We start from the raw sequence: 20,089 nt of genomic DNA on the forward strand, positions 1-20,089 counted from the left end.
CCATTCGCGATCGCCTCAAGCTCTTTTCCCGCTCCTCTTGGTGAGCGGCGCGTTGCGGCGCTCGCGTTTGCCGCGCGCGATTTCGGTTGCCAGTGCGTCGAGCTTCGGCTCCCAGAAGTTCCGGAACTGACCGATCCAAGCATCGACCGCGCGAAGCCCGGCAATGTCGACCGAATAGAGGCGCCTCTGCGCCTCCGCGCGAACGGTCGCAAAGCCGCTCTCGCGCAGCACCTTGAGGTGCTGCGAGACGGCTGCCTGGGTGATGCCGAATTCGGCCCCGATCGCTTCGACGACCTCGCCGGACGCCATCTCCCCGGGCGCGAGCAGCTCGAGGATGCGACGGCGCACGGGATCGGCGAGGACCTCGAAGACGTGCATCAGCTTCCAGTGCCGGGATGGGCGATGTCGGGCGGCATCTCGCCGCGATAGAACGCGATGGTGCGGTCCGAGCGCTGCTTCGCCTCGTCCGGGTCGACCCCGCTCGCGACATGCGCCGCACGCCAATGCTCGCCGCTGGTCGTCATGAAGTCCTTGCCCTCCGGCGAGCGCATCCACGCCTCGGCCGTCTCATGGTCGACCGATGCCCCGGTCGCAACATATCGCTCGAGCCCCGCAAGCGCGAGATCCCAGCCGATCCCGACCGCACCCGGGCCGAACTGATTCCAATGATCCTCGATGATCGCGGTGTGCTCAAGCGTCAAACGCGCCTGCTGCCGTTCCGCCGCCAGCTTGACGTCGATCCAGCTGATCGCGCCGCCGAATTCCCAGGTTGCGGCGAAATGGGTCGGCGGCGTACACGCCGTGATGGTGCCGCCCGCATTGCCCTTGACCTGGTACCGCCCGCCGAGTTGGAGGTCGCCCTCGACCGCCGCAAACCAGCGCGGAATCCGCTCTTTGCTGGTCACGGCGTCCCAGAGATCGTCGACGCTGGTGTCGTAGAGCCGCGTCAGCGTCACGGCACTCGCAGGTTTTCCGTCCTTCTCGAAGTTCGTCACCGAACGCGTCACAAGCCCCAAGATCCTCGCGACATCGATCTGCATGGCATAGCCTTCCTATCGTTTCATCCAAGGATGGAATATCGAGCTACACTAATATAAGTCAATACTTATATTAAGCCGCCGCGCTGCGTCAAACCGCCTCGCGAGGCGATGCGAACCAAACACCTGCTCAAACGTCTATCGGTTCCCCACTCACCCGCCGGGGCTGGATAACACGGTAGGAATTCATGAAAGTTCGCAAATTCGCCATCTCCGACGCATCGCTCGAACGCTCGCCGGGACAGGACGGCGAGATCTTCGCCGGCAATGTGATCGACCAGCGCCACGGAGGCCCGGTCACCATCGGCTTCGGCCGCTATGCACCGAACCAGACTCTCGAAGAGACGATCGAGGTCGACGACGTCATGATCGTCCTCGAGGGCAAGCTGTCGGTCATGAGCCGAGGCAGCACCGTCACCGCAGGTCCCCACGAGATCGTCTACATGCCGAAGGGCGAGACGGTCACCATCCGCTCGCACGAGCAAGGCGCCGTCACCGCTTACGTCACCTATCCGCATTGGCAGGAGGCGGGCGACGATGCGGCTTAGCCGGTAACGGGCACGACCTGCTCGACCGATGTTGCGGCTTTGGCAAGCTGTCGTCGCCCGGCTTGACCGGGCGACCCAGTACGCCGCGGCCTCACGATCAATCGATCGCTTCTGGAATACTGGATCGCCCGATCAAGTCGGGCGATGACAGCGAGTGTGAGGCGTGAGCGTGCGACGCGCCCCTACCCGCCCGCCATCAGCGCCTTCGCCAGCGCCATGTAGGCCGGCAGCGTCACGGGATCGTTGGCAGCGTTGCCGGCGACCGGATGCGAGGCGTAGCGCGCGATCACCATCTCAGCTTTAGGGTCGATATAGATGCCCTGGCCGTAGACGCCGCGCGCCATGTAGGCGCCGTGCTCGTTGTGCGTGACCCACCATTGATTGCGGTAGGACGCGCCCGGCAGCGTGGTGTAGCCGGCCGGCTTGAATTTTTCGGGGTCGCCGCCGCGCGCGATGTCCTCGACCACTTGCGACGGCACGATCTGGCGGCCGTTGAAGCGGCCGTGATTGCGCATGGTCTCGCCGAAGCGGGCGAGATCGCGCAACGTCGTGGAGAGACCGCCGCCGCCGCTCTCGGTGCCGATGCGGTCGACGTGATAATGCGCGTCCTCTTCCGCGCCCATCGGCTGCCAGATCCGCTCCGACAAGAGGTCGGACAGCGTCAGGCCGCTGACGCGTCGGCAGATCCACGCCAGCACGTCGGTGTTGACGGTCTTGTAGGCGAACACCTTGCCGTGCTCGCCCTGCTTCTGCTGCGCGATCAGGAATTCGAAAATGTTGGTCGGCCCGTCATAATCCGGCGGAATCGGCGCCATGCCGTTGGCGCGCCGGAGGCCCCACACGTCCGAATCCTTGTCGGTGTAGATCTCGGTGTAGGCGAGCCCCGTGGTCATATCCATGACCTCGTGCACGCGCGCATCGCCGAAGGCGCTGGCCTTCAGCTCGGGCACATAGTCCGTGACGGGCGCCTGCGGATCGATCCTGCCCTCGGCGACCAGCATGCTGGCGAGCACGCCGGTGAACGACTTCGTCACGGACATGCCGATATGCGGCTTGTGCGGCCTCAAGGCGCCGAAATAGCGCTCATAGATCAGCCTGCCCCGGTGCAGCACCGCGATGCCGTCGGCGTAGGTCTCCTCCAGCATCTTTGCGAAGGTCATGGGCCGCCCGTCCATCGTGGTCGAGGCGACCGCGCCGATATCGTGATCTTCGCGTGGCAACACGGATGCAGGCCCTGCCCCGCGCCAGACATTCACGGTGGGCACCAGCTGGCGGATGTTGGACCAAGCCCAGCGCAGTTCGGGGAAATTGCGGAACGAGCCGTCCTGGAAGGTGATGGTGCGATCGGGGGAAGGTGGGAAGCCGCGCATCCAGCCGAGAGTGTTGGGATCGGTGGAGGCGGCGGAAGGCTGGCTGGGCGCGGCGGACATGAAGGCTGGCTCCGGACGGACAATGCGGGGGTCGTAGCACGGCACTGCGCTGCGGAGATCCAGCGTTTGCGCCGGGCGGCTGCGCGATGATCTGCATGCCCCTAGCGCGCGCCGGCTTCGGCAAGTGCTCGCATGAGGTTCGGCGTCGACCACGTCGCAACGCCAGTTCCCGCAAAATCGCGGTCCGTCGTCCAGACATCGGCCTCGACACTCCAGGCCAGCGCCAGCACGTGCGCGTCGCGCACTGAACCATTGCGGCTCGGCACCGCATCGCGAAGGGTTTCCTCGCAGCGAAAGAGAACAGGCTCCAGGGCGGCGACGGGGACAACCGTAAGCAATTCCGCCAGATCGTCGAGCACATCAAGCAGCTCCGGCCGCTTCAATCCGAGTTCGATCCGTCGGCGTGCTTCCTGAACCACACGGTCCGTCGTGACCAGGACCGTACCCTCGGCGGCTTTCAGCATCGCGCCGGAGCTTCGGCCCCGAACCGCTGCAATCAGGATGGCCGCGTCGATGACGATCGTCGTCGACGGCAGTTTCACTTCGGCTTGCCGGTCAGGGCTTTCACGGCGGCGACCGACCAATCGACCGGATCGACGTCGCCGAATCCGGCCAGCGCCGCGTCGTCCGCAGCTGCGTCGCGCCCCTTCGCCAGCTTCTCGGCTCGCCTCAACACGGCGGCCAAGCGATCGGGATCGGCCGATTTCAGCGGGATCAGCAGTCCCACCGTCCGCTCGCCCGACTTCACCGGCGTCGGCCCCGGCAGCGCCCCGATCGCCTCGCCGGAAATCTTCTGCAGATCACGGATGCTGATGTGGGTCATGGAGGTTACATACGCCTATATGTAACAAATAGCAAGAATGGTGTGGTTCCGAACAGCGCCGGCATCAAGCCAGCGCGATGGGTTTCGCTGCGTGTACCTACGGAACTACACTAGTGCTTGAAGCAATGCTCGCGGTGCCATTTGAGAAAATGCGGATGCGGTCGATCCGACATCCGCCCCGGCGCTAGTGCGACGCCCGTCTTGTTGATAATCGACCGAACGCCGTCCGGGTCGTTTGTCTGGCGCGAGACCAATATCTCTAGATTATCAGCTAGACTAATCAGACCGCGGTCGAACATCCAATGCGCCGTGCCAGAAAGAGCGATGCCATTGCTAATGATGTCGGGCCCGTGTGCCTCGACTGGTCGTATGTGAGCGGCGGCGACCTCGGCACGCCCCATCCCATTGACGAGCTTCAGCCCGGTGATGGCGCAACGCTCGTCATAGGCGCGAAGCACGATGCGGCGAAAAACTCGATCGCGCAAGACTCTCGATATTGTTAGACTAACCCGGTCGCGCTGCTGCTCAAGACGGAACGGTAGCTGCTCCTCGTTAAGATCGAGCGGGCGGACGTCGTCATCGCGCCGCGGCAGTAGCGGCACACCCTCCACCAAACCGAGCTCGCATATTCTGTTGAAGTCGTCGGGAGAGATCGGACGGACTGCCGACTGAGCACGCCCCGAGATCCGTCCCTGCTCATTTAGGACGCCGCGTTCAAAGGGACCGGCCGTCCCGCTGAAAGGAACGGGGTTGACGAAATCGAGATAACTGCCGGGTTCCATCAGGGCCAAATACATTCCCGGAATAGCTGGGTCGGGAATAACCTGCTGCACCCGGGCAATCGCAAAGTAGCCCCGCGTCTCAGCAACTTTGCGCGGTTCGTAGTAGATTATCCAATCATTGACGCAAGCTTCGACGCGGCGAAGATACTGACTGGGAAACTGATATCGTTCAGCTGGGCTGTCATCGTAGATCGAGTCCGATCGATGGATGAATACCCCAAATCCCATGACTTAAACGCTGCCGCCTCTACGAAGCGTTAGAGATCGATTATCCTCACTCCCACTCAATCGTCCCAGGCGGCTTGCTGGTCACATCATATACCACCCGGTTCACGCCCTTCACCTCGTTGATGATGCGCGTCGCGGTCTCGCCCAGGAATTTCATGTCGAACTGATAGAAGTCCGCGGTCATGCCGTCGGTCGAGGTGACGGCACGCAGGCCGACCACATAGTCATAGGTGCGGCCGTCGCCCATGACGCCGACCGTCTTCACCGGCAGCAGCACGGCGAAGGCCTGCCAGATCTCGTCGTAGAGGCCGTGCTTGCGGATCTGGTCGATGTAGACGGCGTCCGCTTTCCGCAGGATGTCGAGCTTGTCCTTCGTGATCTCGCCGGGGCAGCGGATGGCAAGGCCAGGGCCCGGGAACGGGTGGCGGCCGACGAAGATTTCGGGAAGGCCGAGCTCGCGGCCGAGCTTGCGCACCTCGTCCTTGAACAATTCGCGCAGGGGCTCGACGAGCTTCATGTTCATGCGCGCAGGGAGTCCGCCGACATTGTGGTGCGACTTGATGGTGACGGAGGGTCCGCCGGTGAAGGAGACGCTCTCGATCACGTCGGGGTAGAGCGTGCCTTGCGCGAGGAAGTCGGCGCCGCCGATCTTCTTGGCCTCGGCCTCGAACACCTCGATGAAGAGGCGGCCGATGGTCTTGCGCTTGGTTTCGGGATCGGTGACGCCTTCGAGCTCGCCCAAAAACTGTTTTGAGGCATCCACGTGCACGAGCGGGATGTTGTAGTGGTGGCGGAACAGGTCGACCACGGTCTTGGCTTCGTCGAGACGCAGGAGGCCGTGGTCGACGAAGACGCAGGTGAGCTGGTCGCCGATCGCCTCGTGGATCAAGACGGCGGCGACGGCGGAATCGACGCCGCCGGAAAGGCCGCAGATCACCCTGCCCTTGCCGACCTGCTGGCGGATCTTCGCAATCTCCTCCTCGCGGAAGGCGCGCATGGTCCAGTCGCCGGTGAGGCCGGCGATCTTGCGGACGAAGTTGCGGATCAGCTTCGCGCCGTCGGGCGTGTGCACCACTTCGGGGTGGAACATCAGGCCGTAATATTTGCGCTTCTCGTCCTGGATGATCGCGAACGGCGCGTTCGGCGAGGTGCCGGCGACGGAGAAGCCCGGCGGCATTTTCGTGATGCGGTCGCCATGGCTCATCCAGACCTGGTTCTTGCTGCCTGACGACCAGACGTCCGCAAACAGCTGGCTCTCGGCCTTGACCTCGACATCGGCGCGGCCGAACTCGCGGTGATGGCCGCCCTCGACCTCGCCGCCAAGCTGGGCGGCCATGGTCATCTGGCCGTAGCAGATGCCCATCACGGGCACGCCGGAGGCGAAGATCAGTTGCGGCGCGCGGGGCGAGCCGGCCTCGTGCACCGACTCGGGGCCGCCGGAGAGGATCACCGCCTTCGGCTTCATCTCCTTGAAGGCCTCTTCGGCCTTGTTGAACGGCACGATCTCGCAATAGACGCCGTCCTCGCGCACGCGGCGCGCGATCAGCTGCGTCACCTGGCTGCCGAAGTCGACGATGAGAATCTTGTCATGCGCCGAGGCCACGGAGGGCGTCGACGCGGAGCGGTCGTTCTGTGCTGCTGTCATGGCCAGCAGATACGCTGGCAGCGGGCGCGCCGCAACCGCAGCGGCTGCGCGCCCACATGCTTCTTTGGGCATGGACAAACGGATATAGGTAAGTAATATTGACCTATCATGCCCACGCTCGAACAGGGGCTGATCAGGGAAAACGCCATGTCACAACATCATCCACCTTCAACGCTGGCGGCGCTCGGCCGAACCTGGGTCGAGGCCTGGAACGCGCGCGATCTCGAGCGCGTTCTCGCGCTCTACGACGAGGCTGCCATCATGACCTCGGACCGCATCCCGATGCTCGGGTTCGACCCCAGCGGCACCGTGCGTGGCAAAGATGCCTTACGCACCTATTGGGGCAAGGCGCTCGGGCTGGTGCCGCAGCTGCATTTTTCGCTGATCGATCTGTTCGTCAGCCCGGATAGCGTCGTGGTGTTGTACGCGAACGAGCGGGGCAAGAAGATCTGCGAATATCTGCGGGTCAACGATGCCGGGCTGATCGTGCAGGGCTCGGCGAACCATTTGGTGGGGTGACGGCCGCTTTTTTGCTCTGTGACGTCGCTCTTTTCCCGTCATCCTGAGGCGCGAGTGGCGCGATGCCAAAGCATCGCGCCGGGAGCCTCGAAGGATGCACGGCCGAGATGCAGCCGGGCTGTCGTCCTTCGAGGCTCGTCCCGCCTTGCAGGACGAGCACCTCAGGATGACGGTCGGACATTGGGCAACGCGGCTCGCAATGACGGAGACGAGAGCAACAGCGTGCGCTAACAACAGCACTGCCGGCTCTCAAGACAGGACTCTCCCATGAAACTCCCCACCTCCCCCTTCACCGTCACCGACTGGAGCAAGGTCGAGCCGACGACGCATCCTGGTGAGACGGGAGAGGCCAAGTGGCGCACGCTCAATATCGGCGACCTCCGGGTGCGGATGGTGGAATATTCGCCGGGCTATCTGGCCGACCATTGGTGCGACCGCGGCCACGTGATCTACGTGCTGAAGGGCGAGCTCGACTCCGAGCTGCGCGACGGGCGCCGGTTCAAGCTGACGGCGGGGATGAGCTACCAGGTCTCGGATTTCGGCGACGCCGCGCACCGGTCCTCGACCGCCACCGGAGCGACGCTCTTCATCGTGGACTGAGTTGCGTCCGGCGGTTAATTTGCACCGCAAAATAGCAAAGTCGTGCGACGTTCCGGGCCGCGGGTGGTGCCTTGAACTGGCCCCAAATTCTCGCTATATTGTGATCATCGATACTTGGCCGAACGACTGGGCCGCTTCGCCTCGTTGCTAACGGGCGCGCACGCTTCAGATGACTTCTCCAAACATCGACTGAACAGGGCTATGGGCGCAATGCTGCGTTCCGGTCCACGTGCGTACTCTCTCTAACTAACTAAAGGAAATTCCCATGGCTATGGGCACCGTGAAGTGGTTCAACACCCAAAAGGGTTATGGTTTCATCCAGCCGGACGACGGCCAGAAGGACGTGTTCGTGCACATCAGCGCCGTCGAGCGCGCTGGCCTCTCCTCCCTCAACGAGGGTCAGAAGGTCTCGTTCGACATCGTCGCCGACCGCCGCAGCGGCAAGTCGTCGGCTGACAATCTCCGCGTCGGCTAACGCCCGCGCAGCGTTCTGACCACGGACGTACCGGCAGAACGCCAGAGTTAAAAGGCCCCGCGACCGGGATCCGGTTCGCGGGGCTTTTGTTTTTGGCCCCGTCATTCCGGGGCGCCCGCAGGGCGAGCCCGGAATCCATCGCGCGGCCGTCCATGCGGTTCGATGGATTCCGGGTTCTCGCTTCGCGAGCCCCGGAATGACGGCGTTGATCAGGCCATCTTCCTCAGCACCGAGACGAAAAATCCGTCTGTGCCGGTTCGCCGCGGCGTCATCAGCCAGCCTTCGTCCGAGCGTCGGGCGGCTTGCGCAAAATCGTCCGCCTTGTCCCAGAGCACGCTTGCGGTCTGCTCGGGCGGCACGATCGCGAACTCGCCATGGCGGGCGGTGAACGCCCTCACCTGCTCGCCGTTCTCTTCCGCAAGCACCGAGCAGGTGATGTAGGCGATGCGGCCGCCCGGCTTCACCAGCGGAACCGCACGCGCCAGCACCTCGGTCTGGTCGCGCAGGCGAATCTCCAGCGCGCCGGGGCGCATGCGCCATTTGGCATCGGGGTTGCGGCGCCAGGTTCCGGTTCCCGTGCAGGGCGCATCGATCACGACGAGATCAGCCGAGGCGCGGATGTCGGCGAGGGAATCGGCCTCGCCCTTGGGAGTGCGCACATCGGCGTTGTGAACGCCGGCGCGCGACAGCCGCTCGTGGATCGGCGCGAGCTGGCGCTTGTCGCGGTCGGTCGCGATCAACCGGCCCTTGCCCTGCATCAGCGCGGCGAGCGCCAGCGTCTTGCCGCCGGCGCCGGCGCAGAGGTCGATCACCTGCTCGCCGGGTTTTGCCGCGGTGAGTTGGGCCGCAAGCTGCGATCCCTCATCCTGCACTTCAACGGCGCCCTTGATGAAATCCTCTTCCGCCTGGATCCCGGGGTTGCGCGCATCGGCCGAAAGCTCGATGCGCAAGCCGGTTGCGGACCACGGCGTCGGTTTCGCATGAAGATGAGAAAGATTGCGCAGCACCTTGTCGCGATTGGATTTTAGCGTGTTGACGCGAAGGTCGAGCGGGGCCCGGCTGGCCATCGCGGCCGCCTCCGCCGCGCGGTCCTCGCCGAACACCTTTGCAAGGTGCGGATCTAGCCATTCGGGATAGTCGCCGGCGATCGCGGCCGGCGCCCCCTCCAGGGACCGCGAGGCGAGCGCGGCCGCTTCGGCCTCCGTCAGCGGCGCAGGAGCAAAGCGGCTGCCGTCGAACAGCGCGCCCATCGTCGCCGCGTCCATGTCGCGCTCGAGCCGGAGCATGCCGATCAGCCGCGCCCGCGCGGTATCGGAATCCATCAGATATGCGCTCGAGGCGTAGCGGCGCAGCACGTCCCAGACCAGGCCGGCGATGGCGGCGCGGTCGCCGGAACCGGCGAAGCGGTGCGCGGTGCCCCACTCCTTCAGCGCCTTGGCCGCGGGCACGCGGTCTTTCTCGATGGTGTCGATCAGTTCGATGGCTGCGGACAGCCGGGCAGCGGGGGTCATTCTCGATCTTTCAGATCAGCGTGGGCAGGCGAGCGCCTAGATCAGCAACAAGAGCTTCAGCGCGAAGTAGATCCACATCGCGAGCAGCACCAGCACGCCGGCGAGCCAGACCGTGGAGCGCCGGCCGAGATCGTTCGAGGAGACGAACACCCCGGCATGGGCAAAACGCGTCGCCACGAACCCCCAGGACATCAGCACGATGAAGAGATCGGCGCGGCGCAACGGCAATGCCAGCGCGATCAGGACGTAGAACAGCACCGGCAGCTCGAACTGGTTGCGGTAGCAATTGGCGATCTGGGTGGCGCCCTTGGGCCAGTTCGGCTCGCCGAGCGCAATGTCGCGGATCTTGGTCTCGCCCGAGACCAGCGTCTTGCGGCGCGCGACCACCATGCCGATCAGCAGGGCGAAGGTGAGCCCGATCTGGACGAAGACCGGCAGCAAGACCATTTGAACGGACATCGGAACTTTCCCGGAAGGCGAAACGCTGCGGACCGTCATTAGCCGCGACTTCCGACGCTGACAATCAGCGAGTTGAACCGGCCTTCCCGATCTTGCGACCAACCACCGAAAGTTGAAGCGATTTCGGCCCCTCTCGGGGGCCCAAGGCGAGATGGCGCCATGACCACCCTGTCCAGCCTCTGGACCGAATCCGCCGGCGGCCAGCTCGGTATCCTGATGTCGGCGTTGTCGGGCATCGCGATGGCGCTCGCAGTCGCGCTGGCGATGACGGTGTACTTCCGCTTGAGCTACCGGAGCTGGCGGGACGTGGCCCGCCATGGCCTTGCGGCGCTGGCCGCGCTCGCTTTGTTCGCCTTTGCCGCCTACGACATGCGCCACGCCGCGCTTGCCTATCTCGGCCTCAATCCGTCCAAGCCGGCGGTCGAGTTCGAAATCCGCATGCCCCGCGAGATGCTGACGGCGGCGACCGACAGCCAGATCGAGCTGCACACCGACCGCAACCAGACGCTGGCGCTGATCGGCGGCGTGCGCGACCTCGCCGACGGCCGCGCCCTGCTGCGCGGCGCGGTCGCGCTTAACCACCGCACCGCGGATCGCATGCTGGTCGTGAACCTGCCGGGCAAGGGCACGTTCGAGTTCCGTCTCCGCCTGCCCGCCGAACCGCATCGCTCCCTCGAGTTCGGCCCCTGGCACCTCGCCGACCGCATCGCCTCGCCGCTCGCAGGTCCCGTCGCGCCGCAGGACGGCTACACGATCCGCTACCGCGTGCTTTAAACTTTGTTCGTTGCGATCCATGCCGGCGCCGTCATCGTTCAGACGCGCGACAACGGGTAAGTTGATCGCATGTCCGAATTTCGCCTGACCCAGATTTCCGACACTCATCTCGGCCGCCGCTTCCCCGGCCTGATCGCCAACTTCCATCGGGTTTGCGAACGTATCGACGCCGAGAGGCCCGATCTCGTCGTCAACACCGGCGACGTCGCCTTCGACGGGCCGACCGGCCGCGACGATATGGTCTTCGCAAAAGGCCTGCACGACGCCCTGCCCGTCGCGTGCCGCTACATCCCCGGCAATCACGACATCGGCGACAATCCGACCGCGATCGGGCCGGCGCCGAAGCCGCCGGTCAGCGAGGCGCATTGCCGGCAGTTCTGCGACATCATCGGCGAGGACCATTGGTCATTCGAGGCCGCGGGCTGGCGCTTCATCGGCCTCAATTCGCTAGTGATGAATTCAGGGCTCGCCTTCGAGGCGGAGCAATTCGACTGGCTGAGCGCCCAGCTCGCGCGCACGAACGGCAAGCCGATCGCGCTGTTCCTGCACAAGCCGCTGTTTCTCAACCTGCCCGACGATGCCGAGACGCCGGAGACCTCGATCCGCTACGTGCCGCAGCCGGCGCGGGCACGGCTGATCGAGATGCTCGGGGCGATCGATCTGCGCCTCGTCGCCAGCGGCCACGTGCACCAGCGGCGCGACTTCACCCGGCGCCACACCCGCCATGTCTGGGCGCCGTCAGCTGGCTTCATCATCAACGATCGGCGGCAGGACCGCGTCGCGATCAAGGAAGTCGGCCTGGTCGAATATCGGTTCCGACCCGACAGTCTCGAGGTGCGCCACGTCAGGGCCGCGGGCCAGGTCGACGTCGACATCGAAGAGCTCCTCACCCAGATGGGCGGCGAGCACTAGCCCAATTCGCAGGCACGAATCCTTATCTAAATACCTCAATGCACGAGATTTGTCCCAAGAATGATCAGATTTGGCTAATGACAACGTTGTCATACGGACATATCTTTCATTCCGGCGGCGAAGGGCCGCTGAGGAAGCGACGATGCAGTTCTTGTCCCGGTGGGATAGCCAACGCCTTTCGACGACGACGCGGGGCATTCCCCTGGTCGATGGCGCAGCCACCGAGGACATTGGCCGCCAGCGCTGGTCACCATCGCGCGGTGATCTGGCCCTCCCCGCCCTCACCCTGGACGAGGCCGCGTTCGCGGCCAACCGCGACCTCTTCCTGACATGGTGCGCGAGCGCCGGCGTCAGCGTTGCTCCCCATGCCAAGACGCCGATGTCGCCGGAGCTCGCGGGCTCGCTGCGCGCAGCCGGCGCCTGGGGCACGACGGTCGCCAATGCCCAGCAGGCCGCCGTGCTGCTCGCGAGCGGCGAGCGACGCCTGCTGCTGGCCAACGAGATCGGCGGGCTCGCGGCCGGCCGACGGCTCGGGACGCTGCTCAGCGCCTATCCCGACGTCGAATTTCACGCCTTCGCGGATTCGCCGGCCGCGGTCGCAGCGCTCGCTGAAGCCGCGCGGATCGCAGGCCGCAGCGAATTGTCGGTGCTGGTCGAGCTCGGTGCTGGCCGCGCCGGCGCACGCGATCGCGCCGCAATCGAGGCGACGATAGCGGCCGTGCTCGCAGCCGACCGGCTCGTGCTCGGCGGCGTCGCGACCTATGAGGGCGCGGCCGCAACGTCCGACCCCGAGGCGACGATGCGCGCCATCGCGACGCTGCTGGAGCGCACCATCGAGGCGTTGGCGCGGGTGCGCGCCGCCGCCCCGCAGCGACCGCTGATCATGAGCGCAGGCGGCTCCGCCTATTTCGATATCGTCGCGCGGACACTGGCGCCGGTGGCGCAGGCCGATGGCAACGCGAGTGTGATCCTGCGCTCGGGCGCGCTGTTCTTCTCCGATCACGGCATCTATGCGCGCGCCTTCGCGGAAGTGGACCGGCGCGGAGGCCTCCTCATCGACGGCCTGCTCCACTCCGCCGCGCAGAGCTTTCGTCCCGCGCTGACGCTCTGGGCCGAGGTGCTGTCGCGTCCCGAAGACGGACTTGCGATCGCCGGCTTCGGCATGCGCGACGCCTCGTTCGACCAGGGACTGCCCGTGCCCTTGCGCGTATTCCGCGATGGCGTCGAACTGCACGGGCTCGCCGCTGCGCTCGCCGTGACCCGTCTCAACGACCAGCACTCGTTCCTGTCGGTCGCACCCGAAGCCGCGCTTGCAGTCGGCGACATCATCGCCTTGGGCATCTCGCATCCCTGCACCTGCCTCGACCGCTGGCGCGTCATCCTCGGCCTCGACGCCGATGGGGTCGTAACGCGCGCCCTTCCCACCCAGTTCGGCTGAGAGCAGCGCGATGAACTTCCTGCCGCTGTGGCGCTATCAGAACCAGCTCATCGAGGGTGCCATCGTCACGCTGGAGCTGACGGTGATCTCGGCGCTGGCCGGCCTCGTGATCGGCATCGCCGGCGCGGTCGCGCTGAAGGGCCGCATCACGCCGCTGCGCTGGATGGTGCGCGGATACATCGAGCTGTTCCGCAACACGCCCTCCCTAATCCAGATCTTCATCGTGTTCTTCGTGCTGCCGAACTTCGGGTTGAAGCTGCCGGCCTTCGAGGCCGCCGCCGTGGCGCTGTCGCTGTATTTCGGCGCCTACTCGGTCGAGATCATCCGCGCCGGTCTCGATTCCATTCCGCGCAGCCAGATCGAGGCCGGCCAGTGCATCGGGCTGTCGGGCTGGCAGGTGTTCCGCCACATCATCCTGCCGCCGGCGCTGCGCAACGCTTATCCGGCCGTGACCAGCCAGTTCGTGCTGCTGCTGCTGGGCACCTCGCTCGCCTCGCAGGTCGCGGCCGACGAGCTGTTTCACGTCGCCGGCTTCATCGAGAGCCGTACTTATCGCAGCTTCGAGGTCTATGCGGTGATCTGCGCGGTCTATTTCGCCATGGCGATGTCGTTCAAGGCGCTGTTCGCCGTCATCGGTCTGGCTGCCTTCCGCTGGCCGCGGCGGCGCTGAGGGACAAGCGATGCGATCTTTCTCCCTCATCGATTTCGCCTCGCTGTTCATCGCGCTGCGCTGGACCGTTGCGCTCGTGGTGCTCGCGCTTCTGTTCGGTGCGCCGCTTGCGCTCGGGCTCGCCATGGGCCGCATCAGCCGCTTTGCCGGTCTGCGCTGGACGACGGCCGCACTCATCCAGGTGATCCAGAGCGTGCCGCTGCTCGGCCTGCTGTTCTTCTTCTATTTCGGCATGCCGGTTTTCCTCGGCATCCAGGTGCCGGCACTCGTCGCCGTGACCGTCGCCTACACGCTCTACACCGCCGCCTTCCTCGGCGAGATCTGGCGCGGCGGGCTGGAGGCCGTAAAGCAGGCGCAATGGGAGGCCGGCGCATGCCTCGGCCTCTCCGCCTGGCAGCAATTCCACCACATCGTCGCGCCGCAGGCGCTGCGGCTTTCGCTGCCGCCGACCGTGGGCTTCCTGGTGCAGCTGATCAAGGGTACCTCGCTCGCCTCGATCCTCGGCTTCGTCGAACTCGCACGCGCCGGACAAGTGGTGAGCGCGGCGACGTTCCAGCCACTGCTCACCTACGCGCTGGTCGCTGCGATCTATTTCGCGCTGTGCCTGCCGCTCACGCTCTGGTCCCGCTCCTTGGAGGCCCGCCTCGATGGCTCTCGTTGAAATCCGCAACGTGCACAAGACATTCGGCAAGGTCGAGGTGCTCAAGGGCGTCTCGCTCGATGTCGAGGAAGGTGAGATCGTCACGATCATCGGCCGCTCCGGCTCGGGCAAATCGACGCTGCTCCGCTGCATCAATGCGCTCGAGAGCGTCGATTCCGGCGAGATCCGGGTGGAGGGCCAGAAGGTCCACGCCAAGATGCCGGGCCTGAAGAAATTCCGACAGCGCGTCGGCATCGTGTTCCAGGCCTTCAACCTGTTTCCGCATCTAAAGGTCGAGCGCAACATCACGCTGGCTCCGCTACTCACCGGCCGTATCGAGAAGGCGAAAGCACGTGCGCTGGCCGAGGATGTGCTCACCCGCGTCGGCCTCGCCGACAAGATCGACGCATGGCCGGAGCAGCTGTCCGGCGGCCAGCAGCAGCGCGTCGCCATCGCCCGGTGCCTGGCGATGGCGCCCCACCTCATGCTGTTCGACGAGGTGACCTCGGCGCTCGATCCCGAGCTCGTCGGCGAAGTCCTGAAGGTGATGGAGGCGATGGCGAAACAAGGCATGACCATGATCCTGGTCACGCACGAGATGGGCTTTGCCCGCAACGTCGCCAACCGCATCGTGTTCATGCACCAGGGCCGCGTCTGGGAACAGGGACCGCCGGCAAGACTGTTCGCCAGCCCCGAGACGCCCGAGCTCGCAAGCTTCATCGCATCCGCCAAGTGAGAACCTTCCACCCTTCAAGGAGAGAGTCATGAGAAAATTGAAATCCCTCTTCACCATCGCAGCCGCGGCGCTTGCCGTTCTCGCAGCGCCAAGTCTCGCCAGCGCCGACAAGCTTCAGGACGTGCTCGGTTCGGGTAAGCTGCGCGTCGGCATCCTGACCGACGCCGCGCCCTGGGGATTCAAGGACGACAAGGGCGAGATCGCCGGCCTCGACGCCGATCTCGCCAAGCTGATCGCTGCCGACATGGGCCTGAAGCTCGAGCTCGTTCCGGTGACGGGTGCCGCGCGCATCCCGAGCCTGTTGTCGGACAAGATCGACATGCTGATCGCCGGTCTCGGCGCAACGCCGGAGCGCGCCCAGCAGGTGATGTTCTCGCAGCCCTACGCGGTGGTCAATCTCGGCGTGTACGGCGCCAAGTCGCTGCCCGCCTCGACCGGCAAGAAGCCCGACAATCTCGACGGCCGCAGTGTGGCAGTGGCCAAGGGCTCAACGCTCGACGTCTGGCTCACCGACAACGCGCCGAAGGTAAAGCTGGTGCGCTTCGAGGACACTCCGGCGGCGATTGCGGCCTATCTCGCCGGACAGGCCGACACGTTTGCCGAGAACAGCGCCATCGCGCTGAAGGTACAGGACCAGAACCCGACCAAGGAGGTCGAGCTGAAGTTCCTGATCCGCCAGTCGCCGGCTCACGTCGGCGTGCGCCAGGGCGAGCAGAACCTGCTCAACTGGATCAACACCGACATCTTCTTCAACAAGCTCAACGGCAAGCTCGGCGCGCTTCAGCTCAAATGGTTCAAGGAAGAGCAGACCCTGCCGACGCTGTGAATTTCGGACCGGCTCTCGCATCATGCGAGAGCCAACCCTGACGAGGAGTATTCAGATGATCAAACGTTACGTCGTCGGCTCGCGCATGAGCCAGGCCGTCGCCGCCGGCGGCGTGGTGCACATCGCAGGCCAGGTGGCCGATGACCGCAAGGCCGGCATCGTGTCGCAGACCGAGCAGGTGCTCGCGAAAATCGACGCTCTGCTCAAGGAAGCCGGCTCGGATCGGTCCAGGCTCATTGCGGTCAACGTCTTCCTGCCGCACATCACCGATTTCGACACCATGAACTCGGTCTACGACGCCTGGATCGATCCGGCCAATCCGCCGGCGCGCGCCTGCGTCGAAGCCCGCCTCGCCGATCCCGACCTGCGCGTCGAGATGACCGCGGTCGCCTTGCTCTAAGGCGCTGCCCTTTTCTTCAACCTGCGGCCGGCGCCGGTGGCGGCGCGGCCTCGAGGCGAGCCATGCATACCGGACTTTTCCACGAGATCGACTTCGAGAAGGACCAGAAATGGTCCGGCCATCTCGGCATTCCCTTCTCGATCGACCGCTCCCCCTACTTCCAGCTCAAGATCCCGATCTTCCGGATCAAGAACGGCGCCGGGCCGAAGCTGCTATTGATGGCCGGCAATCACGGCGACGAATATGAGGGTGAGATCGCGCTGACGCGGCTGTATCGCCGGTTGGATGCGAGCGCCATCAAGGGCGAGATCACCATCCTGCCGTTCGCCAATTGGCCCGCCGTGATGGCGGCGCGCCGCCGCTCGCCGCTTGACGAAGGCAATCTCAACCGCGCCTTTCCCGGCAATGAAGCGGGCACGCCGACCTTTCGTCTGGCGCATTTCCTCGAGCACGAGCTGTTTCCGCGACACGACGTCGTCTTCGACCTCCACTCCGGCGGCACGTCCATGGCGCACGTACCTTGCGCGCTGATCGAGCGGCAGGGACCGCCCGAGATGTTCGGCCACGCGCTAGGTCTGATGGAGGAGTTAGGGATGCCGTTCGCCTTCATCGCCGAGAACGGCGCCTCGGCGCCGACCTCCATGGCGGCGGCCGCACGCGCAGGCGCGATCGGCCTCTCCGGCGAATTCGGCGGCGGCGGCACCGTGACGCCACAGACCATGGCGCTCACCGCGCGCGCCGTCGACCGGCTGCTGCTCGCGCTCGGCCTCGTCCAGGCCCCTGTGCTGGGGCCGCATGCGCCGGTCGAACACGCCACAGAGCTGCTGGCCCTGCAAAGCCATGCCCAGGCGGTGTTCGCGACGCGCCGCGGCTGGTTCGAGCCAGCTGTCACCGTCGGTGCGCGGGTCAAGGCGGGCGACGTCGCCGGCTGGTACCACGACTTCGAGCGCCCGGAGCTTGCCGAAGAGGCGCTGCGCTTCCCCGCCGACGGCATCGTGATTTCGCAGCGCCTGCACACCGACAGCCAGAGCGGCGACTGCCTGGTCCAGGTCGGCCGTGCGCTGTCACGCGAGGAGTTGCCTGCGCGCTGAACTTTGGAGACGATATCGACCGCGACCAACTTCGGGATTCGATGACCGATCCGGCAAAGCCAGGCTATGACGACGTGGTGCGCATTCCGGCGCCGCCCGGCCGCAGCAATGCGACCGGACGGCCGCCGCGTATCGAGGAAGTCGCGGCGCGCGCGGGCGTCGCGCCGATCACGGTGTCCCGGGTGCTGCGCCACCCCGAGAAGGTCAATCGGAAGACCCGCGAGCGAATCCTCTCGGTGATCGAGGCGACCGGCTACGCCTCCAACCCGCATGCCCGCGCGCTGCGCTCGGGCCGGTCGAACGTGGTCATCGCCTTCGTCTCCAACATCCTCAGCCAGCAGTTCGGCCTCGCGGTACGCAGCTTTGCCGCGACGCTCGAGCCGGAAGGTTTTGAGGTGCTGGTCGGCCAGACCTCCTACTCCTATGCCAAGGAGGTCGCGATGATCCAGTCGCTGCGCGGCATCCGTCCCGCCGCGGTGATGTTCACTGGCGTAATCGAGCTCGAGGAGAACCGGGCCGCGCTGGCCGAGCTCGGCATTCCCGTGATCGAGACCTGGGCGTTTCCGCGCGATCCCATCGATATGCTGGTCGGCCTGCCCAATGCGGATGCCGGCGCGATGGCGGCACAGAGGCTCGCCGAGGCCGGACATCGCCGCGTCGCCTTCATCGGCCGCAGCAGCGGCCGTGGCGCCCTCCGCCGCGACGGTTTTCGCGCGGCGGCGGCAAAGCTCGGTCTCGAGATCGTCCACGAGATCGGTGTGGGTGAGATCACGGGCCTCGTTGACGGCCGCGCCGCCTTCACCGCCCTGCTCGATCGCGGCGGCGAGGTCGATGCCGTGTTCTGCGCCAACGACCTGCTCGCGACCGGCGCACTGATCGAGGCGCGCGCACGCGGCCTTTCGGTACCGCGCGATCTCGCCGTGCTCGGCTTCGGCGACAACGACGTCGCCGATCAGATCACGCCCGGCCTCACCACCATCTCGTTCGATGCGGCGGCCCTGGGGCGGATTGCGGGGGAATTGCTTCTGGCGCGGCTATCCGGTCCGCCGGCAGCCGAGCAGCGGCTCGCCGTCGAATTGTCCATGGTCGAGCGCGGTAGCGTCTGAGCGTTGCGATTTAGGCGATGCTCTTGAGATCCTGCTGGATCGCGGCGAGCAAGGATTGCAGCGCCTCGCTGTTTACCGGCTTGGCCGCGAGATCCTTGGCGGATGGCTGCCTGGCAGGTTGCGCGGCCTTGACCGGACGCTTCGGGAATGGCGGGGCCGGCATCGCGGGACGGCTCAAATCGCCCTCCTCGTCGACATGGACGAACTTGCCATGGATGACGTCGTCGCGACGGCCCATGATGAACATGGTCGTCCAATAGCCGGCAGCCAGCAGGATGACGCAGAAAACACTGATCTCTAACATCGCAACACCCAAAATATGCGCGATGATTCAATGCCTTCGCGGGCCCGTCAATAAACAGCCGGTCACACCTGCGGCTTTTGCGGGCAGGTGTGACCATTTGGTGACTCTTTGTTAACCAATGAGAGGCCCTGCGGTCGGGTTTTATGCGAGTTCAGGAGCCCAGTGCGTCGAGAACGTGCCGCGCAACCACGGGATCGTCGAGGTAGCCCACGATGCCGTGGCGGTTGTCTGTCCCGTTGAGGACGTTCGCATAGTTCTCGATAGCAGGCGTGACCGGGAAGTTCGCGCGATCGAGCGGATAGAGCGCGACCACGTCCTTGGGGTCGAACGCATTGTACCAGGCTTTGGCTGGCGCCGGAAAACCGATCGGCCGGAGTTGGTCGCGGATGGCCCTGATACCCAGCGGCGAGCCCACCGTGACATACGCACGCACGTTCAGCGTTCGCCGGTCGGTCCGCATAACGTTGTAGGCTACGACCGACCCCAGCGAATGCCCGACCACCACGCAGGGCCGCTCATCGAAGCCGGCGCCGACGATGCGGTCGATCTGGTCGCGGACGCCTGACCGCGTCGTATAGAGAAATACGTCGCGCATCAGGCGCTCGATCCCGGACTGGCTCAGCCCGCCGCCGAAGCGATCGATGGTGCGGATGATCGCCTGCACCCATGCCCAATTCTGCGGACCTCGTGCCGTCGGGTTGTTGCCGAACTCCTGCTGCACCTGGGCATCTGTGATGCCGGCCTTGCTGCGGATAGACTCCGCGACGGAAGCCTGAAACTTTAGGAAATCGTCATCGACCGCGCTGCCCCGCGCCTGGATGTCGTCGGTCAGAGGCACCTGCGCCTCGCGCGCAAGTTCGTCCAGACGATCGCCGTAGTAGGGAAATGCTACTTCAAGATTGTCCGGGACGGTACGATTGATCTTGGCCGCGCCGCGTTTCAGCGTCTCCATCCAGATCGATTGCAACTCGACAGGATCCAGCCCCTGTTGCGAGCGACCATGTACCAGCACGAGACGTACAGGAAACGGATCCGCTCGGCCTCCCGTCGCGATCAGCGACATCAGGCCAGCCGCACCTGCAAGAACTTCACGACGACGCATCGCTTTTCCTTTCCCGCCCGGAACCCGTCTTCG

25 protein-coding genes are annotated in these 20,089 nt (G+C 65.2%); 14 read left to right on the forward strand and 11 right to left on the reverse strand.

What is annotated here, in order from left to right:
• Positions 1–15 precede the first annotated feature (15 nt).
• Together E4K64_RS12455 and E4K64_RS12460 are read right to left on the reverse strand one after the other, a co-directional pair.
• A complete protein-coding gene (locus E4K64_RS12455; RefSeq protein ID WP_135163767.1) occupies positions 16–378 on the reverse strand; it encodes an ArsR/SmtB family transcription factor in 363 nt (120 codons plus the stop codon).
• Positions 378–1,040, reverse strand: a complete 663-nt coding sequence (locus tag E4K64_RS12460) for an SRPBCC family protein (RefSeq protein WP_135163768.1) — start codon at positions 1,038–1,040, stop codon at positions 378–380. The genes E4K64_RS12455 and E4K64_RS12460 overlap by 1 nt, the downstream gene beginning before the upstream one ends.
• Positions 1,041–1,225: 185 nt before the next feature.
• Here E4K64_RS12460 and E4K64_RS12465 point away from each other — a divergent pair, with 185 nt between their 5' ends.
• Entirely contained in the window at positions 1,226–1,585 is a 360-nt protein-coding gene (locus E4K64_RS12465; protein ID WP_135163769.1) for an ethanolamine utilization protein, read from the forward strand.
• A gap of 182 nt (positions 1,586–1,767) precedes the next feature.
• On the opposite strand, the gene E4K64_RS12470 is transcribed toward E4K64_RS12465, so the two are convergent.
• From E4K64_RS12470 to guaA, 5 genes are all read right to left on the reverse strand, one after another.
• Positions 1,768–3,015 (reverse strand): serine hydrolase domain-containing protein, encoded by a 1,248-nt coding sequence (locus E4K64_RS12470; RefSeq protein ID WP_135163770.1) that lies wholly within the window; start codon positions 3,013–3,015, stop codon positions 1,768–1,770.
• Positions 3,016–3,116: 101 nt separating this feature from the next.
• A complete protein-coding gene (locus E4K64_RS12475) occupies positions 3,117–3,557 on the reverse strand; it encodes a PIN domain-containing protein (protein ID WP_167771968.1) in 441 nt (146 codons plus the stop codon).
• A complete protein-coding gene (locus E4K64_RS40275) occupies positions 3,554–3,838 on the reverse strand; it encodes a hypothetical protein (protein ID WP_164718733.1) in 285 nt (94 codons plus the stop codon). Before E4K64_RS40275 ends, E4K64_RS12475 begins: the two co-directional genes overlap by 4 nt.
• Before the next feature lie 110 nt (positions 3,839–3,948).
• On the reverse strand, positions 3,949–4,848 hold the full coding sequence (locus E4K64_RS12480; protein ID WP_135163772.1) for an HNH endonuclease: 900 nt from the start codon (positions 4,846–4,848) through the stop codon (positions 3,949–3,951).
• A gap of 46 nt (positions 4,849–4,894) precedes the next feature.
• Positions 4,895–6,493, reverse strand: coding sequence for a glutamine-hydrolyzing GMP synthase (guaA, locus tag E4K64_RS12485; protein ID WP_135163773.1), 1,599 nt, complete (start codon positions 6,491–6,493; stop codon positions 4,895–4,897).
• A 147-nt stretch (positions 6,494–6,640) separates the two neighbouring features.
• Between guaA and E4K64_RS12490 the strand changes: the two genes are divergently transcribed.
• The 3 genes from E4K64_RS12490 to E4K64_RS12500 all read left to right on the forward strand — a co-directional run bounded on the left by E4K64_RS12490 (position 6,641) and on the right by E4K64_RS12500 (position 8,087).
• Positions 6,641–7,012, forward strand: coding sequence for a nuclear transport factor 2 family protein (locus tag E4K64_RS12490; RefSeq protein ID WP_135163774.1), 372 nt, complete (start codon positions 6,641–6,643; stop codon positions 7,010–7,012).
• 267 nt (positions 7,013–7,279) lie between these two features.
• Complete coding sequence (locus E4K64_RS12495; protein WP_135163775.1) at positions 7,280–7,612, forward strand: DHCW motif cupin fold protein; 333 nt, start codon at positions 7,280–7,282, stop codon at positions 7,610–7,612.
• Between the two features lie 265 nt (positions 7,613–7,877).
• Entirely contained in the window at positions 7,878–8,087 is a 210-nt protein-coding gene (locus tag E4K64_RS12500) for a cold-shock protein (protein ID WP_008141931.1), read from the forward strand.
• Positions 8,088–8,296: 209 nt separating this feature from the next.
• Here the strand turns inward: E4K64_RS12500 and E4K64_RS12505 are convergent, their stop codons facing one another.
• Together E4K64_RS12505 and E4K64_RS12510 are read right to left on the reverse strand one after the other, a co-directional pair.
• Entirely contained in the window at positions 8,297–9,598 is a 1,302-nt protein-coding gene (locus E4K64_RS12505; protein ID WP_135163776.1) for an RsmB/NOP family class I SAM-dependent RNA methyltransferase, read from the reverse strand.
• A 36-nt stretch (positions 9,599–9,634) separates the two neighbouring features.
• Entirely contained in the window at positions 9,635–10,057 is a 423-nt protein-coding gene (locus E4K64_RS12510) for an MAPEG family protein (protein WP_135163777.1), read from the reverse strand.
• 159 nt (positions 10,058–10,216) lie between these two features.
• Between E4K64_RS12510 and E4K64_RS12515 the strand changes: the two genes are divergently transcribed.
• From E4K64_RS12515 to E4K64_RS12560, 10 genes are all read left to right on the forward strand, one after another.
• Positions 10,217–10,831 carry an acriflavin resistance protein gene (locus tag E4K64_RS12515; RefSeq protein WP_135163778.1) on the forward strand — a complete coding sequence of 205 codons (615 nt, stop codon included), beginning with the start codon at positions 10,217–10,219 and terminating at the stop codon, positions 10,829–10,831.
• A gap of 69 nt (positions 10,832–10,900) precedes the next feature.
• Positions 10,901–11,743, forward strand: a complete 843-nt coding sequence (locus E4K64_RS12520) for a metallophosphoesterase family protein (protein ID WP_135163779.1) — start codon at positions 10,901–10,903, stop codon at positions 11,741–11,743.
• Between the two features lie 142 nt (positions 11,744–11,885).
• Complete coding sequence (locus E4K64_RS12525) at positions 11,886–13,181, forward strand: type III PLP-dependent enzyme domain-containing protein (RefSeq protein WP_135163780.1); 1,296 nt, start codon at positions 11,886–11,888, stop codon at positions 13,179–13,181.
• Positions 13,182–13,191: 10 nt separating this feature from the next.
• A complete protein-coding gene (locus E4K64_RS12530) occupies positions 13,192–13,851 on the forward strand; it encodes an amino acid ABC transporter permease (protein WP_135163781.1) in 660 nt (219 codons plus the stop codon).
• Between the two features lie 10 nt (positions 13,852–13,861).
• On the forward strand, positions 13,862–14,512 hold the full coding sequence (locus E4K64_RS12535) for an amino acid ABC transporter permease (RefSeq protein ID WP_135163782.1): 651 nt from the start codon (positions 13,862–13,864) through the stop codon (positions 14,510–14,512).
• A complete protein-coding gene (locus tag E4K64_RS12540; protein ID WP_135163783.1) occupies positions 14,499–15,227 on the forward strand; it encodes an amino acid ABC transporter ATP-binding protein in 729 nt (242 codons plus the stop codon). Before E4K64_RS12535 ends, E4K64_RS12540 begins: the two co-directional genes overlap by 14 nt.
• Before the next feature lie 28 nt (positions 15,228–15,255).
• Positions 15,256–16,053: a transporter substrate-binding domain-containing protein gene (locus tag E4K64_RS12545; RefSeq protein WP_135163784.1), complete on the forward strand. Its 798-nt coding sequence runs from the start codon at positions 15,256–15,258 to the stop codon at positions 16,051–16,053.
• Between the two features lie 55 nt (positions 16,054–16,108).
• Positions 16,109–16,453, forward strand: coding sequence for a RidA family protein (locus E4K64_RS12550; protein WP_126258703.1), 345 nt, complete (start codon positions 16,109–16,111; stop codon positions 16,451–16,453).
• Between the two features lie 62 nt (positions 16,454–16,515).
• Entirely contained in the window at positions 16,516–17,544 is a 1,029-nt protein-coding gene (locus E4K64_RS12555; RefSeq protein ID WP_135163785.1) for a succinylglutamate desuccinylase/aspartoacylase family protein, read from the forward strand.
• 41 nt (positions 17,545–17,585) lie between these two features.
• A complete protein-coding gene (locus tag E4K64_RS12560) occupies positions 17,586–18,650 on the forward strand; it encodes a LacI family DNA-binding transcriptional regulator (protein ID WP_126258705.1) in 1,065 nt (354 codons plus the stop codon).
• Between the two features lie 10 nt (positions 18,651–18,660).
• On the opposite strand, the gene E4K64_RS12565 is transcribed toward E4K64_RS12560, so the two are convergent.
• Together E4K64_RS12565 and E4K64_RS12570 are read right to left on the reverse strand one after the other, a co-directional pair.
• Entirely contained in the window at positions 18,661–18,954 is a 294-nt protein-coding gene (locus E4K64_RS12565; protein WP_135163786.1) for a hypothetical protein, read from the reverse strand.
• A 151-nt stretch (positions 18,955–19,105) separates the two neighbouring features.
• Positions 19,106–20,056 (reverse strand): alpha/beta hydrolase, encoded by a 951-nt coding sequence (locus tag E4K64_RS12570; protein WP_135163787.1) that lies wholly within the window; start codon positions 20,054–20,056, stop codon positions 19,106–19,108.
• Positions 20,057–20,089 lie beyond the last annotated feature (33 nt).

The organism is Bradyrhizobium frederickii (assembly GCF_004570865.1).
GTDB classification, from domain to species: domain Bacteria; phylum Pseudomonadota; class Alphaproteobacteria; order Rhizobiales; family Xanthobacteraceae; genus Bradyrhizobium; species Bradyrhizobium frederickii.